The organism is Streptomyces sp. NPDC087906 (genome assembly GCF_055584925.1).
The window spans coordinates 177,053-193,322 of the sequence record NZ_JBVJLC010000004.1 but is presented as its reverse complement, the minus strand read 5'-3'; the positions used below and the strand labels follow the sequence as shown (position 1 = coordinate 193,322).

Genomic DNA, 16,270 nt, shown 5'->3' with positions numbered 1-16,270 from the left:
GCCCATGGAAGCCGTCATCCTGATCCTGGTGCTGCTCTTCGTCGCCTTCGTCGCCGCCGGGGCATATGTGACCGTCAAGGCCGTCGGAGCGGCCAGGCGCAGCGTGGACCGTACGGTCACGCAGGCGCGCCGTACGGTCGAGGACACCGCCCTGCGGGCCAAGAGCTTCGGGCAGCCGGGGGTGCAGGGCGAGCTGGCCCAGTTGCGGCTGCGGCTGCGCACATCCATGCGGGCCACGCAGGAAGCGCTGCGGGCCGGCGCCCCCGACGACGCCTCGCTCTCGGAGTCGGTCGACCTCTTCAAGCGGCTCAGCGTCCATGGCCATGAGCTGGACGCCGAGCTGAAGCAGCTCGAACGCGACCCGGACCGCAAGAGGATCGCCGACCGCCTCCAGGAGCTGCGCGAGCGCACGGACAGCATCACGCACTCGGCGGACTCGCTGCGCTGGGCGGCGCGGGACCGGGCCAGGAGGTTCGCCGACGATGACTTGTCGACGCTGACCAGCCAGATCGACGTGGAGTCGGGCGCGCTGCGGCACTGGACGGTGGCCGAACCGCCGCAGGGCTCGAACGTGCCTCAGGGCTCGGACGTGCCGCAGGACGAGAATCCCACGGTGGTCGACCAGACCTGGCCGGAGCCGCCGCCCGTCGAGGGGCCGCAGGCGATCGGACCGACGGACGCCACGCGCGGCACGGGCTACCCGTGGCAGCGGCCGGCCCGGGAGAAGGAACCGGTGCGGGAGCAGCCGGGACAGAAGCAATCACTGCGGAAGCAGGCACGGCAGAAGTCGCCACGCTCCGCCAAGCCGGAGACCGGGAACTGACCGAATCGATCATGGGTCCGGTCGAATCGATCATCGATGCGGGGCCGAGCTGCCGACCGGGGGCGCTGACGGGTAACCTCCCGCTCATGTCCCGCCATGTCGCGATCGTCACCGATTCAACGGCCTACCTGCCGCCCCAGACGATGGAGCGGCACGGCATCACAGCGGTGCCGCTGACCGTCGTGCTCGGCGACCGCGCGCTGGAGGAGGGCACGGAGATCTCGGCCCGCTCGCTGGCCCTGGCACTCCAGAAGCGCCACTCGGTCACCACGTCGCGGCCCAGCCCCGACGTCTTCGCCGCCACGTACCGCAAGGCGGCGGAGGCGGGCGCGACCGGAATCGTGTCGCTGCACCTGTCGGCCGAATTCTCCGGGACGTACGACGCGGCGCTGCTCGCGGCGAAGGAAGCACCCGTACCGGTGAGGGTGGTGGACACCGGCATGGTGGCGATGGCCCTCGGATTCTGCGCGCTCGCGGCGGCCGAGTCCGCCGACGCGGACGGCAGCCTGGACGAGGCGGTGGCCGCTGCGGAGAAACGCGCCGCGGGGACGGCCGCCTACTTCTACGTCGACACGCTGGACTATCTGCGCAGGGGCGGCCGGATCGGCGCGACGCAGGCGCTGCTCGGCTCGGCGCTCTCGGTGAAGCCGCTGCTCCAGTTGGACGACGGCCGGATCGAGCTGCTGGAGAAGGTGCGGACGGCGTCGAAGGCGATCGCCCGGCTGGAAGAGCTGGTGATCGAGCGGGCGGGCGAGCATGCCGTGGACATCGCCGTGCACCATCTGGCGGCGCACGAGCGGGCGGCGACGCTCGCCGACCGGCTGCGGACGCGGGTGCCGGGGCTGGTGGATCTGCATGTGAGCGAGGTGGGTGCGGTGATCGGGGCACACACCGGGCCGGGGCTGCTGGGAGCTGTGGTCTCGCCGCGCTGAGCGGCGTCGACGGGGCCGTCGGGTGGCGCTTTCGGGTGACGCACTTATCCACAACTGGCCGGTTTTCCACAGGAATTGAGCTTGATCATCGGCGTTCCGCCGATCCGCCTAACGTCCTGTGACATGGCTCTTCGTACTCCTTCTCGCGCTCCTCTCCGGACCCCCTCCCGTATCCGCCCGCGCACCCGCGCCGCCACCAGCGGCCCGGGGCGCGCCCCCGCTTCCGACGGCCGGGCCGGCGCGCGCGGACGTCATGGCCGCGCCCGGTACCGGCCGGGCGAAGCGCCGCAGCGCACGCGCGCCGACGCCCTCTTCGGCGGGATGCCGGCGCCGCCGGCCGCCGATACTCCTGTCCTCGATGCCCCCGTACCCGACACGCCCGACACGCCCGGCACGGCCGACCCTCCCGTGCGGGTCGGTGCGCGGCGGCGGGCCCGGCTGTCGCTGTGGCTCCAGCTCCGCTGCGGTCTGGAGCCCCGGACGCTGGCGGCTCTCGCCGTGGTCCTTGTCGTGGCGGTGGTCCTGGCGGTTCAGCATTTCTGGTCGGCGCGGCCGCAGGCCGTCAGTGCGCCGCAGGCGGTCGGTAAGGCGATGCCCTTCCCCACGCCGTCACCTTCGCCGCTACCGGCGGCAGCCCCCGCCGCATCGTCCGCGCGGGTCGTCGTCGATGTGAGCGGCAAGGTCCGCAGCCCCGGTGTGCTGCGGCTGCCCGCGGGGTCCCGGGTCTCCGACGCCCTGCGGGCCGCCGGGGGCGTCAAGGCCGGTACGGATCTCACCGCGCTGAACCGGGCCCGGGTGCTGCTCGACGGCGAGCAGGTCGTCGTGGGCGCCCCCGCGCCCCCGGCCGCCGGCGGCGCGGTGCCGGGAGCGCCCGGCGGCGGGGGCGCGGCGCGGCCGGCGAGCCCGGTGAGCCTCGGCTCCGCCACGGTGGACCAGTTGGACACGCTGCCCGGGGTCGGCCCCGTGCTCGCCCAGCACATCGTGGACTACCGCACCCAGAACGGCGGCTTCCGCTCCGTCGATCAGCTCCGCGAGGTCAACGGCATCGGTGACCGCAGGTTCGCCGACCTTCAACCGCTCGTACGGCCATGAACCGACCCGTGGTCCATGCGGCGGCCGACGGACGGCTCGGCGACGCCGACCCGAGGCAGGAGGCCCCGGCGGATCTGCGGCTGGTGCCGCCCGCGCTGGCGGCCTGGGGCGCCGCCGCCCTCGCCATCGGCGCGCCGGGAAGCTGGACCGGCGCGGGCGTGGCGCTCTGCCTGCTGGCGGCGGCGGCGCTCCTGCTGGTACGGGGGCGGCGGCCCGGCCGGGTGGCGGTGGCGACCGCACTGCTGTGCGCGGCGGCCGGCGCGGCCTGCGCCGGGCTGCACGGCGCCGATCTGCGCCGGGGGCCCGTGCCGGGGCTGGCCGAGCGGTACGCCCGGGTGACCGTCGAGCTGACCGTCACCTCGGACCCCCGGCTCGCCCGGCCGAAGGTGCGCGGGGACCAGCTCTCCGACGGCGGGGTGATGCTCGACGCCGACGCCGTCCTGGTGACGGCGCCCGACGGGCGCGCCACGGCCGGCCGTACCCCGCTCCAGGTCTTCGCCACGCCCGGCGACCATCTCGCGTCCTGGCAGGGGCTGCTGCCCTCCACCCGGCTGCGGGTGACCGGACGGCTGGAGCCACCCATGGACGGCGATGTGCGCTATGCGGCGGTGCTCCGTGCCGAGGGGGCGGGACCGCCGGCGGTCAGCGGGCCGCCGACCGGGCTCCAGCGCCGGGCCGGTGCGCTGCGCGCCGGACTGCGGGAAGCGACCGACGGGCTGCCGTCCGACGCACGCGCCCTGCTGCCGGGGCTGGTCGTCGGTGACACCTCGCGGATCTCGCCGGAGCTGGACGAGGCGTTCAAGGCGACCGACCTCGCCCATCTGACGGCCGTCAGCGGAGCCAATCTGGCGATCGTCCTCGCGCTGCTGATCGGACCGCCGGGGCTGGCGCTGCGGGCCGAGCGGCGCGGGCTCGCCGCCCGGCTGGGGATCCCGCTGCGGGCGACCGCGCTGCTCGGCGGGGTGCTCACGCTGGCCTTCGTGGTGGTCTGCCGCCCGGAGCCGAGCGTGCTGCGCGCCGCGGCCTGCGGACTGATCACGCTGCTCGCCATCGGCACCGGGCGCCGCAGATCCCTGCTCCCCGCCCTCGCCGCAGCCGTTCTGCTGCTGGTGCTCCACGACCCCTGGCTGGCGCGGGGCTACGGGTTCCTGCTGTCCGTACTGGCCACCGGCTCCCTGCTCACGATCGCACCCCGGTGGAGTGCGGCGCTGCGCGGGCGCGGGGTGCCGGTGCGGCTCGCCGAGGTGCTGGCGGCGGCCGGGGCCGCGCAGGCCGTGTGCGCTCCCGTGGTGGTGGTCTTCGCCGCGCGGGTGAGTCTGGTGGCCGTCCCGTGCAATCTCTTCGCCGAGTTGGCCGTCGCCCCGGCCACCGTTCTCGGCTTCGCGGCGCTGGGGCTCGCGCCGGTGGCCCTGCCCGTGGCCGAGGTGCTTGCCCGGTGCGCCGGCTGGCCGGCCGGGTGGATCGCCGCCGTCGCGCGCGCCGGGGCCGGGCTGCCCGGCGCGCGGCTCGACTGGCCCAAGGGCTGGCCAGGCGGCGCACTGCTCGCCGTACTGACGGTGCTTGCCGTGTACGGCGCGCGGTATGTGCCCCGCCACCCCTGGGCGACAGCCGGGTGCACGGTGCTGCTGCTGCTCGCCGTGGTGCGGCCCCCACCGCTCACCCGGATCGTCACCGGCTGGCCGCCGCCCGGCTGGACGTTCGCGATGTGCGACGTCGGCCAGGGCGACGCCACCGTGCTCGCCGCAGGCGAGGGCACGGCGGTGGTGGTGGACGCGGGGCCCGAGCCCGCCCTCGTCGACAGGTGCCTGCGGGACCTCGGTGTCACGCGCGTCCCGCTGCTGCTGCTCACGCACTTCCACGCCGACCATGTCACCGGGCTGCCCGGGGTGTTGCGGGGGCGGGCGGTCGGCGCCGTCGAGACGACCACCTTCGCCGAGCCCCGGGAGCAGACCGCCTTCGTCCGCAGGACCGCGGCGGCGGCGCGCGTACCCGTCGTGCCGGTCGCGCCGGGCGAGCAGCGCCGCATCGGGCCGCTCTCCTGGCGGGTGCTGTGGCCGCGCGCGGGGCCGGGACCCGTGACGGGCGAGCCGAACGACTCCAGCGTCGCGCTGTTCGTACGAATCACCGGCGGCCCCACGCTGCTGCTCCCCGGCGACCTCGAACCGACCGCCCAGCAGAGCCTGTTGCGGGACAACCCGGGGCTGCCGCCGGTGGACGTCCTCAAGGTCGCCCACCACGGCTCCGCACACCAGGACCCGGGCCTGCTCCGCCAGCTCCGCCCCCGGCTGGCACTCATCTCCTCGGGGAGGCACAACGTGTACGGCCATCCGTCGCCCAGGACGCTCGCCGCACTCACCACCGGGGGAGCGGCCGTGCTGCGCACGGACAAGAACGGTCCGATCGCGGTCACGGGCGCGGGCCGCGACCTGCGGGCGGTGCCCCGGGGAGAGGACCTGTCAGTCGGCTGAAGGAGACTTGGACGATGGACCTTTCGCAGCGCACCACCGCCTATCTGCACCGGATCGGCGCCACGGTCCCGACGCGGCCCGACGCGGCGGCCCTGCGGGAGCTTCAGCTACGGCATCTGAGATCCGTGCCGTTCGAGAACCTTTCGGTGCATCTCGGCGAGGACATCGTGCTCGAAGAGGGCGCGCTCGTCGCGAAGATCGTGGAGCGCGGCCGTGGCGGCTTCTGCTACGAACTCAACGGGGCGTTCGGCGCGCTGCTGCGTGACCTCGGGTTCGGGGTGACGCTGCTCCAGGCGCGGGTGCTGGACGCCGACGGCAGGCCCGGCATTCCGTACGACCATCTCGTGCTCCTCGTGGAGACCACCGAGCAGGACGGCGGCAGCCGCCGGCTGTTCGCTGACGTCGGCTTCGGAGACCACAGCCAGTATCCCCTCGAAGCGGACCGGCGCGACGAACAGAGCGACCCCGCAGGGACGTTCCGGATCGCCGACCGCGCGGAGGCAGCCGCGAAGGGGGATCTGGACATCGTCAGGGACGGGGTGCCGCAGTACCGGATCGAACAACGGCCCCGCGTCCTCGCGGACTTCGCGGCCGGGGCCTGGTACCACCGCACCTCGCCGCAGTCGCATTTCACCGGCTCGCTGGTCTGCTCGCTGCTCACCGGGGACGGCCGGGTGACGCTCAGCGGCGGCAAGCTCGTCACAACCGTGCGCGGTGAGCGCCGGGAGCGGGAGCTGCCCGACGACGCGGCGGTGCTGGCCGCCTACCGCGACCACTTCGGGCTGCGGCTCGACCGGGTGCCCGTCGTACGGCCACGGACAGGTAACACCTCGTAACGGTCGGGATCTCTACTTGGCGGTACGTTTGCCTCGAACAACGCAAGAGTGATCGAATGCCTATTCGTCAAGGGCCGCCGCCCCGACGACGACGTCGAGAGCCCGGTGCGGCCTCGCAGGGCCAACAGCACAGGGGTACGCACACCATGATCAGCCGCTTGCTCGGCCGACAGACGGCCGCGAGTCAGAAGAACAACCCGCTCGCCGGGCTGTCCGTACCGAACGGCGCGGGACTCTTCACCTGCCGGGTGATCGATCCCGTCGGGGAGCCGGTCAGGAACGCCGAATTCACGCTGAGTGATCAGAACGGCCGTAAGATCGTCAGCGGCGAGACCGACCCCTTCGGCACGATCGTGGCGATGGTCCCCGTCGGGGAGTACCGGCTGGCCGTCTCGGCGGAGAGCTTCAGCCCGCACCGGGGCAGTGTGTCGGTCGCGGAGAGCGGGCAGTTCGTCGGACTCGGCGACATCACGCTCCAGATAGCGCCCTCGCTCCCGCTGCCTGCTCCCGGCGAGTGGGAGATCGAACCGGCCCACTCCCGGATCGGTTTCATCGCCCGTCACATCGGTCTCGCCCGGGTCCACGGCCGCTTCGACAACTTCGCAGGCGCGATCCGGATCGGCCCGACGATGGACCAGTCCGCGATGCACGTCGTCATCGGCGCCGCCTCCATCGACACCAACGTGCAGATGCGCGACGACCACCTGCGCTCGGCGGACTTCCTCGACGTGGCGAACTACCCCACGCTGGAGTTCTACAGCGACCGCATCACGCACCGCGGCGGCAACAACTGGGCGATCAACGGCGCCCTCACCCTGCACGGCGTCACCCGCACGGTCACCCTCGAAGCCCAGTACCTCGGGCTCGGCAGCGGCATGGAGGGCGAGACCCGCGCCGCCATCCGCGCGTCGACCGAGCTGCACCGCGAGGACTACACCGTCAACTGGCAGTCCATGCTGGCGCGCGGCATCGCCGTCGTGGGCTCCAGCATCAGGATCGACCTCGACATCCAGATCGTCCCCAAGACCGGCGAAGCCTGAGCCCGCCGCGCCCCCGAGCCGCCGGATCCTGAGCCGCGGATATCCTGCCGACCCATGAGACACGTACTGGTGCTGCCCGACCGCGACGCCGCCGAAGAGGTGGCGCGTGAGCTGGGTGACCGCTTCGGCGTCAGCGACGAGCCGCAGCTCGTACGGGACGCGCTGGCCGGCGAGGACGACGCCGAGGACGCCCAGTGGCTCGTCGTCGTGGAGGACCCGCAGGAGCGGCTGGACGCCGCGGCGCTCGACGCGTTCGCGGCCGAGCTGGACGGCTGGCGGGAAGCGCCGTAGGCCGTACGTCCCCAGGTCCGTGCGTCCGCACTTCCGTCCCCCCACCGCGGGCCGCGCTGTCAGTGGGGCGTGCCATCCTGGATCCCGATGGCCACCAGGAAGACTTCCCCCGACGACCTCCTCGCCCCCCTCACGCTCGCCGTGGGCCAGGAAGATCTGCTGCTCGACCGCGCCGTTCAGCAGGTGGTGGCGGCTGCCCGCGTCTCCGACGCCGACACCGACGTACGCGATCTGATGCCCGACCAGCTCCAGCCGGGCACCCTCGCCGAGCTGACGAGCCCGTCGCTGTTCGCCGAGCGCAAGGTCGTCATCGTACGGAACGCGCAGGATCTGCCCGCCGACACGATCAAGGACGTCAAGTCCTATCTCGACAATCCGGCCGAGGAGATCACCCTCGTCCTGCTGCATGCGGGCGGTGCCAAGGGCAAGGGCCTGCTGGACGCCGCCCGCAAGGCCGGCGCCCGCGAGGTCGCCTGCCCGAAGACGACCAAGCCGGCCGAGCGGCTCTCCTTCGTCAGGTCGGAGTTCCGGGCGCTGGGCCGGTCGGCGACGCCCGAGGCGTGCCAGTCCCTGGTGGACGCGATCGGCAGCGACCTGCGGGAGCTGGCGAGCGCCGTCTCCCAGCTCGCATCGGACGTCGAGGGCACGGTCGACGAGGCGGTGGTCGCCCGGTACTACACGGGCCGCGCCGAGGCGTCCAGCTTCACCGTCGCCGACCGGGCCGTGGAGGGCAGGGCCGCCGACGCGCTCGAAGCGCTGCGCTGGTCGCTGTCGACAGGAGTGGCGCCCGTACTGATCACCAGCGCGCTGGCCCAGGGCGTACGGGCCATCGGCAAGCTCTCGTCGGCCCGCGGCGGCCGGCCCGCCGACCTCGCGCGGGAGCTGGGGATGCCGCCGTGGAAGATCGACCGGGTCAGGCAGCAGATGCGCGGCTGGACCCCGGACGGGGTCGCCGCAGCCCTGCGCGCCGTGGCAGCGGCCGACGCCGGGGTCAAGGGCGGCGGTGACGACCCCGAGTACGCGCTGGAGAAGGCGGTCGTCGCCATCGCGGCAGCCGCGCGCTCGGGCGCCGGCCGTTAGACGACGGCGCACGCCGGAGGCCCCGGCCGGACACGCCGAAGGCCCCGGCGCCGTCCTGGGGAGGACGGTGCCGGGGCCTTCGGCGTAAAACCCTGTGGATCCGCACCCGCGTGGCGAACGCAGTTCGGTGTGCGGCTCCGGTGATGCCGGTCAGGAGCGGTAGAGAGGGCCCGCTGGGTCCCTTCCGGCGATCAAATCACTGGTTCAAATCAATAGAGCGGAGAGCGGGAAGCGCTCAGCCCTGGAGGGAGGCAACCCGGGCGGCGATCGCCGACTTCTTGTTGGCGGCCGCGTTCTTGTGGATGACACCCTTCGAGGCAGCCTTGTCGAGCTTGCGGGACGCCTCGCGCGCGGCCACCGTGGCCTGCTCGACGTCACCGGCGGCAGCGGCCTCACGGGCCTTGCGGATCGCGGTCTTGAGCGACGACTTGACGGCCTTGTTGCGCAGGCGCGCCTTCTCGTTGGTCTTGTTCCGCTTGATCTGGGACTTGATGTTCGCCACGAAAGAGCCTTTTCAGGTTCGATGAAACTGGATGATCTACGACAGTGCCGTGTCAAGACACAGCTATTCAGGCTACCAGTCACCGTCCGACCGGCCCAAACCGGGCGCAGCCCCGCGCCCGTGGGACGATGGAGGCTACGTATCGATCCGATGTCGACCCGAGACGAGACGCCGCGCGTCTCAAGAATCAGGACCCTGCGTGCCCGCGACCCCTATCCACGTGCCCGAGCCCAGCCGTACGGACCCGGCGCTGCTCCGCAACTTCTGCATCATCGCGCACATCGACCACGGCAAGTCGACGCTTGCCGACCGGATGCTCCAGCTCACGGGAGTGGTCGACCAGCGGCAGATGCGCGCCCAGTATCTCGACCGGATGGACATCGAGCGCGAGCGCGGCATCACCATCAAGTCCCAGGCCGTCCGGCTGCCCTGGGCGCCCACCACGGGTGACGAGAAGGGCAGGACGCATGTCCTGAACATGATCGACACACCGGGCCACGTGGACTTCACGTACGAGGTGTCCCGCTCGCTCGCCGCCTGCGAGGGCACGGTGCTGCTGGTGGACGCCGCCCAGGGCATCGAGGCGCAGACGCTCGCCAACCTGTATCTGGCGATGGAGAACGACCTCACCATCGTCCCGGTGCTGAACAAGATCGACCTGCCGGCCGCCCAGCCCGAGAAGTTCTCCGAGGAGCTGGCGAACCTCATCGGCTGCCAGCCGGAGGACGTCCTGCGGGTCTCGGCCAAGACCGGTATCGGCGTCGACGCGCTGCTGGACAAGGTCGTCCTGGACGTACCGCCGCCGGTCGGCGACGCGGACGCGGCGGCGCGCGCGATGATCTTCGACTCGGTCTATGACTCGTACCGGGGCGTCGTGACGTACGTACGAGTCATCGACGGCAGCCTCAACAAGCGTGAGCGGATCCGGATGATGTCCACCGGCGCCACCCACGAGCTGCTGGAGATCGGGGTCTCGTCCCCGGAGATGACCGCGGCGGACGGGCTCGGCGTCGGCGAGGTCGGCTACATCATCACCGGGGTGAAGGACGTCAGGCAGTCCAAGGTCGGTGACACGATCACCACCCTCAACAAGGGGGCGACCGTGGCGCTCGGCGGCTACAAGGACCCCCGCCCGATGGTCTTCTCCGGCCTCTATCCGCTGGACGGCTCCGACTACCCGGAGCTGCGCGACGCCCTCGACAAGCTCCAGCTCAACGACGCGGCGCTGGTCTACGAGCCGGAGACCTCGGCGGCGCTCGGCTTCGGCTTCCGGGTCGGCTTCCTCGGGCTGCTGCACCTCGACGTGATCAGGGAGCGGCTGGAGCGCGAGTTCAACCTCGACCTGATCGCCACCGCCCCCAACGTGGTCTACCGGGTGGTCATGGAGGACGGCAAGGAACACACCGTCACCAACCCGAGCGAGTTCCCCGAAGGCAAGATCGACTCGGTGCACGAGCCGGTCGTACGGGCCACGATCCTCGCGCCGAGCGAGTTCATCGGCTCGATCATGGAGCTGTGCCAGACCCGGCGCGGCACCCTGCTCGGCATGGACTACCTCTCGGCCGACCGGGTGGAGATCCGCTACACGCTGCCGCTCGCGGAAATCGTCTTCGACTTCTTCGACCAGTTGAAGTCCAAGACCCGCGGCTACGCCTCGCTGGACTACGAGCCCACGGGCGAGCAGTCGGCCCAGTTGGTGAAGGTCGACATCCTGCTGCACGGCGACAAGGTCGACGCCTTCTCGGCCGTCACCCACCGGGACCAGGCGTACGCGTACGGCGTACGGCTGGTCGCCAAGCTGCGCGAGCTGATCCCGCGCCAGGCGTTCGAGGTGCCGATCCAGGCGGCCATCGGCTCGCGGGTCATCGCGCGCGAGACGATCAGGGCCATCCGCAAGGACGTCCTCGCCAAGTGCTACGGCGGTGACATCTCCCGTAAGCGGAAGCTGCTGGAGAAGCAGAAGGAAGGCAAGAAGCGGATGAAGATGGTCGGCAGCGTGGAGGTTCCGCAGGAAGCCTTCATCGCGGTGCTGTCGAGCGACGAATCCGCCGGCAAGGGCAAGAAGTAGCGGTCCGGTGGGCAAGAAGTAGCCGTCCGGCGCCCGCGCCGGGCCCGTCGGACCGCCCCTGGGGTCCCTGCGCCGCGGCGCAGGGACCCGGCGGGCGGGGCGTGGCGGGTGAGGACGGCGGGGCGGGCCGGGACCGTTCGTTATGAAGCGGCCCCGTACGGCCTCTTACGCGGGCGACGGGCGGCCTCTACCCTGATCACTGCTCGGTAGTTACTCGTCAGTTAGTTACTCGCGAGTCACTTAGTTGTACAGTCATCTGGTCAGTCAGTCACGCAGCACAGCCGTGGGCCCGGAGGATGTCGTGAGCGACACACAGAACTTGATCGAGAACCGGCCGTCCTCCGTGGCGACCCTCTTCGTTGAGCGCGTGACAGCCACACCCGACGCCGAGGCGTATCGCTATCCGGTCCCCCCTTCGTCGGGCGAGGGCCCTGACGACTGGTCCTCGCTGACCTGGGGCCAGGCCGCCGAGCGGGTGTACGCCATCGCGGCGGGACTGATCAGCCTCGGTGTGCGCCCCGAGGAGCGGGTCGCGCTCGCCTCCGCCACCCGGGTCGACTGGATCCTCGCCGACCTCGGCGTGATGTGCGCGGGCGCCGCGACCACCACGATCTACCCCTCCACCAACGTCGAGGAGTCCGCCTTCATCCTCGCGGACTCCGACAGCCGGGTGCTGATCGCCGAGGACGCCGCGCAGCTCGCCAAGGCGCGCGAGCGCCGCGCCGAGCTGCCGCATCTCGCGCATGTCGTGGTGATCGAGGCCGCCGACGCGCTGGCCGCCGAAGGCGACCCCGACGGCTGGGTGCTCTCCCTCGCCGACCTGGAGGCGCGCGGCGCCGACCACCTCGCGGCGAACCCGGCCGCCGTCAAGGAGCGGGTCGGCGCGATCACCTCAGGTCAGCTCGCCACCCTGATCTACACCTCCGGTACGACGGGGCGCCCCAAGGGCGTACGGCTGCTGCACGACAGTTGGTCCTACATGGCGAAGGCCACCGTGTCGACCGGACTGATCACCAAGGACGACGTCCAGTACCTGTGGCTGCCGCTCGCCCATGTCTTCGGCAAGGTGCTGACCTCGGGCCAGATCGAGGTCGGCCATGTCACGGCGGTCGACGGCCGGGTCGACAAGATCATCGAGAATCTGCCGGTCGTGCGGCCGACGTACATGGCAGCGGTGCCCCGGATCTTCGAGAAGGTCTACAACGGCGTCGCGGCGAAGGCGCGGGCCGGCGGCGGTGCCAAGTACAAGATCTTCCTGTGGGCGGCCGAGGTCGCCCGCGAATCGGCCAAGGTCTCCCAGGACAACTTCCGGCGCACCGGCACCGCTTCGCTGCCGCTGGGCCTCGGCGCCAAGCACAAGGTCGCCGACCGGCTCGTCTACGCCAAGCTCCGCGAGGCGTTCGGCGGCAATCTGCGCGCCGCCGTCTCCGGCTCCGCCTCCCTCGCGCCCGACATCGGCTTCTTCTTCTCCGGCGCCGGCATCCACATCCTGGAGGGCTACGGCCTGACGGAGTCCAGCGCCGCCAGCTTCGTCAACCCCGGCGAGGCGTACCGCACCGGTACGGTCGGCAAGCCGCTGCCCGGCACGGAGGTGCGGATCGCGGACGACGGCGAGATCCTGCTGCGCGGCCCCGGCATCATGGCGGGCTACCACGGGCAGCCGGAGAAGACCGCCGAGGTGCTGGAGGCCGACGGCTGGTTCCACACCGGCGACATCGGCGAGCTGTCCCCCGACGGCTATCTGCGGATCACCGACCGCAAGAAGGACCTGATCAAGACGTCCGGCGGCAAGTACATCGCGCCGGCCGAGGTCGAGGGCCAGTTCAAGGCGGTCTGCCCGTTCGTCTCCAACATCCTTGTGCACGGCGCCGACCGGAACTTCTGCACCGCGCTCATCGCGCTCGACGAGCCGTCCATCCTGGACTGGGCCGCCGAGCACGGCCTGGCGGGCAAGTCGTACGCGGACGTCGTCGCCGACCCGCGTACGGTACGGCTCATCGACGGGTACGTGAGCCGGCTCAACGAGGGGCTGCAGCGCTGGCAGACCATCAAGAAGTTCCGGCTGCTGCCCCGCGACCTCGACATCGAGCACGGCGAGCTGACGCCGAGCCTCAAGCTCAAGCGGCCGGTGGTCGAGCGGGAGTACAAGAACCTGATCGAGGACATGTACGCGGGCTCACGCGAAGCCTGACGGGCCTTCACGCAAGCCCTGACGCACGCGCGGGGCCCGCACTGCCCGCTCAGCGTCCCCGTCCGCGCCGCAGCTCGCCCAAAGCATCCTCTATCCGGGCCAGTTGGTGGCGCAGGACGGCGGCGTCGTTCGGGTCGGTGCGGTGCAGCTCGTCCTCTATCGACGTCAGCCGGTCCGCTATCGCGTCGAGCTGCTCGTGCTCCTTCGCCAGCAGCCGCTCCAACTGCCGGTTCTTGCGGTGCAGATCGATGAAGACGCTGACCTTGGCGCGCAGCACCCACGGGTCGAACGGCTTGGTCAGGAAGTCGGCCGCGCCCGTCGCGTAACCGCGGAAGGCGTACCCGCTGTCGGGCTCGGCCCCGGTCAGAAAGATGATCGGGGTGTCCTTCGTCCGCTCGATGCGCTTGATGTTGGCCGCCGTCTCGAAGCCGTCCATGCCCGGCATCCGCACGTCGAGCAGCACGACGGCGAACTGCTGCCGCAGCAGCTCGCGCAGCGCCTCCTCGCCCGATCTGGCCCGGACGAGCGGCTCGTCCAGGGAGGCCAGTACGGCCTCCAGCGCGACGAGATTGTCTTCCATGTCGTCTACCAGGAGGATGCTCGCCCGGTCCGTGGCGGCTGCCTGAGTGCCCATGGTGAATGCCTCACGTGATCGTTCGTGGTCGCATCGGGGGGTTGCGCCCTCGGGGACCTGGAAGGCCGGGCGGCAGACAGCGGGCGGCTCGAAACGCCCACTCAGGCGCTGTCCTTGGTGCATTCCCGCCCATTTTGCTAACTCGGTGCGTATGGGCGAGCCCAGTCTGTCACTCTGTCGGGGTCGCAAGCGGCGCAATGCCACAACCGGACCAGGAGCCGCCGAGTGGGGCCCATTCCGATCCCGCGAGAGACTGCCCAACGCCCCGCACTCCAGGGGCCGTTACGGAAGGACGCCCGATCGGCCGCACGGACCAGCCTGCCCGGCAATCCGCTCGCACCCGCGGCCGCGCGCCGGTTCGCCCGCGCGGCGCTGGCGGACTGGACGAGCCTCGGGCTGCTCGCCACGTGCGCGTTCTGCCAGGGCAGCGCGGCGGGCGCGGGCGGCTGCCTCACCGGGCAGCACAGCACGGACCTGCTCGCCGACGACGCCGTCGTGGTCCTCAACGAACTCGTCACCAACGCCGTCGTCCACGCCGGCACGACCGTCGAGGTGCTGTGCCGGCTGGAGGACGCCACGGAACCCGACGACCCCTCCCAGCCGGACGGCGACCCGGCGGGGCTGCTGGTCGAGGTCTCCGACCACCACCCCACGCGGGCGGTGCGCGGCGGTGTGCAGGAACGATCCGCCGCCGGTGCGCCCGAGTACGGCCGCGGGCTGCAGGTCGTCGGCTCGCTCGCCGAACGCTGGGGCATCACGTACCGCTCGGGCCTCAAGACCGTCTGGGCCCGGCTGCCGCTCGACGGCAGGGAACCGGCCGTGCCGGGCGGGGGAGCGGTGTCGGGCGCCGCGCAGTCGGAGGCGACGGGGCCGGCGCTGCGGCGCGAGCTGCGCGCGGCGGAGATCCTCGCGCCCGCGTCGCGGCGCACCGTGCGCGACGATCCCGACTGGGTCAGCAGGGGCGCCCTGGCGTTCCTCGCCGAAGCGTCCGACCTGCTGGCGGGACAGCTCGACGAAGACCTCGTGGCGGCGCTCGCCTGCCAGCTCCTGGTGCCGCGCCTCGCGGACTGGTGCGCCGTCTGGCTGGACGCCGAAGGCGGCGCCGCGGGCGCGCCGCCCCGGCTCGCCCGCGTCTGGCACTTGGACGAGTCCCGGATCGACCAGCTCCGGGCGGTGCTGGAGCAGGAGATGCCACGGCCGCCAGAGGCGGCGCGGCCGGGTGTGTCGGTCCGGGTCGGGGGAGCGGTGTCGCCGGCGGGCGACCCGGGCGGTACCGGCGACGAGAACGCCTCGCACCCTTCGAACCCCGGGGACACCGCCCACGGGACGGCCTTCGTCTACCGGCTCGTCGCCAACGGCCGCGCCATCGGCACGCTGATGCTCGGCAGGCTCGACGGCCGGGCCCGGGTGCCCGACGAAGTCAGCTCGCTGGTCGAGGACTTCGCCCGCCGCGTCGCGCTCGCGATCGGCGCGGCCCGCCGCTACACCCGGCAGGCCACCATCAGCCGGGTGCTCCAGCGCGGACTGCTGCCCAGCCAGGTGGCGAGGATCCCCGGCGTCGCCAGCTCCCTGGTGTACGAGCCGAGCGACGACGGCCTCGCGGGCGGGGACTTCTACGACGTCTTCCCCTGCCCGCCCGGCGGCCGCTGGTGCTTCATGCTCGGCGACGTCCAGGGCAGCGGCCCCGAGGCCGCCGTCGTCACCGGCCTGGCCCGCCCCTGGCTGCGGCTGCTGGCCCGCGAGGGCTACCGCGTCGGCGAGGTGCTCGACCGGCTCAACCGGCTGCTGCTGGACGACGCGACGGAGGCCGCGGAGGCCGCGTCCCTGATGGTCGCCTCGGCGGCAGGCCCGGCGGACGGGACGCAGACGCTGCCCGACGGCAGCCAGCCCCGCTTCCTGTCGCTGCTCTACGGCGAGCTGATGCCCCTGCCGGGCCCGGTCGGCGGCGTCCGCTGCACGCTGGCCAGCGCGGGCCACCCACTGCCGCTGCTGCTGCGCCCCGACGGCTCGGTCCGCCCGGCCGCCGAACCGCAGTTGCTGCTGGGGGTGGTCGAGAACGTCGCGTACGAGAGCCACACCTTCGACCTCCAGCCCGGCGACACCCTCCTCTGCGTCACGGACGGCGTCACCGAACGCCGCTCGGGCCAGCACCTCCTGGACGACTGCGACGGCCTCGCAAGGGTCCTGGCGTCCTGCGTGGGCCTACCGGCCCAGCAGGTCGCCGACCGGATACGAAGCGCGGTACACGACTTCGACGGCACCCCACCGGGCGACGACCTGGCACTCCTGGTCTTCCAGGCGGAATGACCCAGC

General features: G+C 72.1%; 13 protein-coding genes. 11 read left to right on the top strand and 2 right to left on the bottom strand.

Going from position 1 to position 16,270, the window contains the following annotated elements:
- Positions 1–4 precede the first annotated feature (4 nt).
- From ACZ63I_RS14525 to holA, 8 genes are all read left to right on the top strand, one after another.
- Positions 5–823, top strand: coding sequence for a hypothetical protein (locus ACZ63I_RS14525; protein ID WP_469338652.1), 819 nt, complete (start codon positions 5–7; stop codon positions 821–823).
- An 86-nt stretch (positions 824–909) separates the two neighbouring features.
- The gene (locus ACZ63I_RS14520) at positions 910–1,755 is read left to right on the top strand and encodes a DegV family protein (protein ID WP_041996401.1); all 846 of its coding nucleotides are present in this window, start codon (positions 910–912) and stop codon (positions 1,753–1,755) included.
- A 123-nt stretch (positions 1,756–1,878) separates the two neighbouring features.
- The gene (locus tag ACZ63I_RS14515; protein WP_469338650.1) at positions 1,879–2,847 is read left to right on the top strand and encodes a ComEA family DNA-binding protein; all 969 of its coding nucleotides are present in this window, start codon (positions 1,879–1,881) and stop codon (positions 2,845–2,847) included.
- Complete coding sequence (locus tag ACZ63I_RS14510; protein ID WP_469338648.1) at positions 2,844–5,315, top strand: ComEC/Rec2 family competence protein; 2,472 nt, start codon at positions 2,844–2,846, stop codon at positions 5,313–5,315. Before ACZ63I_RS14515 ends, ACZ63I_RS14510 begins: the two co-directional genes overlap by 4 nt.
- A 14-nt stretch (positions 5,316–5,329) precedes the next feature.
- The gene (locus ACZ63I_RS14505) at positions 5,330–6,151 is read left to right on the top strand and encodes an arylamine N-acetyltransferase family protein (RefSeq protein WP_469338646.1); all 822 of its coding nucleotides are present in this window, start codon (positions 5,330–5,332) and stop codon (positions 6,149–6,151) included.
- A 146-nt stretch (positions 6,152–6,297) separates the two neighbouring features.
- Positions 6,298–7,191 carry a YceI family protein gene (locus ACZ63I_RS14500; RefSeq protein WP_469338645.1) on the top strand — a complete coding sequence of 298 codons (894 nt, stop codon included), beginning with the start codon at positions 6,298–6,300 and terminating at the stop codon, positions 7,189–7,191.
- A gap of 54 nt (positions 7,192–7,245) precedes the next feature.
- Positions 7,246–7,482, top strand: coding sequence for a hypothetical protein (locus ACZ63I_RS14495; protein ID WP_469338643.1), 237 nt, complete (start codon positions 7,246–7,248; stop codon positions 7,480–7,482).
- Positions 7,483–7,569: 87 nt separating this feature from the next.
- Positions 7,570–8,562 carry a DNA polymerase III subunit delta gene (gene holA / locus ACZ63I_RS14490; RefSeq protein WP_469338641.1) on the top strand — a complete coding sequence of 331 codons (993 nt, stop codon included), beginning with the start codon at positions 7,570–7,572 and terminating at the stop codon, positions 8,560–8,562.
- 235 nt (positions 8,563–8,797) lie between these two features.
- On the opposite strand, the gene rpsT is transcribed toward holA, so the two are convergent.
- A complete protein-coding gene (gene rpsT / locus ACZ63I_RS14485) occupies positions 8,798–9,064 on the bottom strand; it encodes a 30S ribosomal protein S20 (protein ID WP_041989908.1) in 267 nt (88 codons plus the stop codon).
- Positions 9,065–9,263: 199 nt separating this feature from the next.
- Between rpsT and lepA the strand changes: the two genes are divergently transcribed.
- Positions 9,264–11,132, top strand: a complete 1,869-nt coding sequence (gene lepA / locus ACZ63I_RS14480) for a translation elongation factor 4 (protein ID WP_469338639.1) — start codon at positions 9,264–9,266, stop codon at positions 11,130–11,132.
- A 301-nt stretch (positions 11,133–11,433) separates the two neighbouring features.
- Entirely contained in the window at positions 11,434–13,323 is a 1,890-nt protein-coding gene (locus ACZ63I_RS14475) for an AMP-dependent synthetase/ligase (RefSeq protein ID WP_469338636.1), read from the top strand.
- Between the two features lie 49 nt (positions 13,324–13,372).
- On the opposite strand, the gene ACZ63I_RS14470 is transcribed toward ACZ63I_RS14475, so the two are convergent.
- Positions 13,373–13,957, bottom strand: a complete 585-nt coding sequence (locus ACZ63I_RS14470) for a response regulator (RefSeq protein ID WP_469338634.1) — start codon at positions 13,955–13,957, stop codon at positions 13,373–13,375.
- A 225-nt stretch (positions 13,958–14,182) separates the two neighbouring features.
- Here ACZ63I_RS14470 and ACZ63I_RS14465 point away from each other — a divergent pair, with 225 nt between their 5' ends.
- Complete coding sequence (locus ACZ63I_RS14465; RefSeq protein WP_469338632.1) at positions 14,183–16,264, top strand: SpoIIE family protein phosphatase; 2,082 nt, start codon at positions 14,183–14,185, stop codon at positions 16,262–16,264.
- Positions 16,265–16,270: the final 6 nt, after the last annotated feature.

What these genes read in the sequence shown, in the direction of transcription:
- ACZ63I_RS14525 (WP_469338652.1), top strand. Translation starts at nt 5, where the DNA reads ATGGAAGCCGTCATCCTGATCCTGGTGCTGCTCTTCGTCGCCTTCGTC.
- ACZ63I_RS14520 (WP_041996401.1), top strand. Translation starts at nt 910, where the DNA reads ATGTCCCGCCATGTCGCGATCGTCACCGATTCAACGGCCTACCTGCCG.
- ACZ63I_RS14515 (WP_469338650.1), top strand. Translation starts at nt 1,879, where the DNA reads ATGGCTCTTCGTACTCCTTCTCGCGCTCCTCTCCGGACCCCCTCCCGT.
- ACZ63I_RS14510 (WP_469338648.1), top strand. Translation starts at nt 2,844, where the DNA reads ATGAACCGACCCGTGGTCCATGCGGCGGCCGACGGACGGCTCGGCGAC.
- ACZ63I_RS14505 (WP_469338646.1), top strand. Translation starts at nt 5,330, where the DNA reads ATGGACCTTTCGCAGCGCACCACCGCCTATCTGCACCGGATCGGCGCC.
- ACZ63I_RS14500 (WP_469338645.1), top strand. Translation starts at nt 6,298, where the DNA reads ATGATCAGCCGCTTGCTCGGCCGACAGACGGCCGCGAGTCAGAAGAAC.
- ACZ63I_RS14495 (WP_469338643.1), top strand. Translation starts at nt 7,246, where the DNA reads ATGAGACACGTACTGGTGCTGCCCGACCGCGACGCCGCCGAAGAGGTG.
- holA (WP_469338641.1), top strand. Translation starts at nt 7,570, where the DNA reads ATGGCCACCAGGAAGACTTCCCCCGACGACCTCCTCGCCCCCCTCACG.
- ACZ63I_RS14470 (WP_469338634.1), bottom strand. Translation starts at nt 13,957, where the DNA reads ATGGGCACTCAGGCAGCCGCCACGGACCGGGCGAGCATCCTCCTGGTA.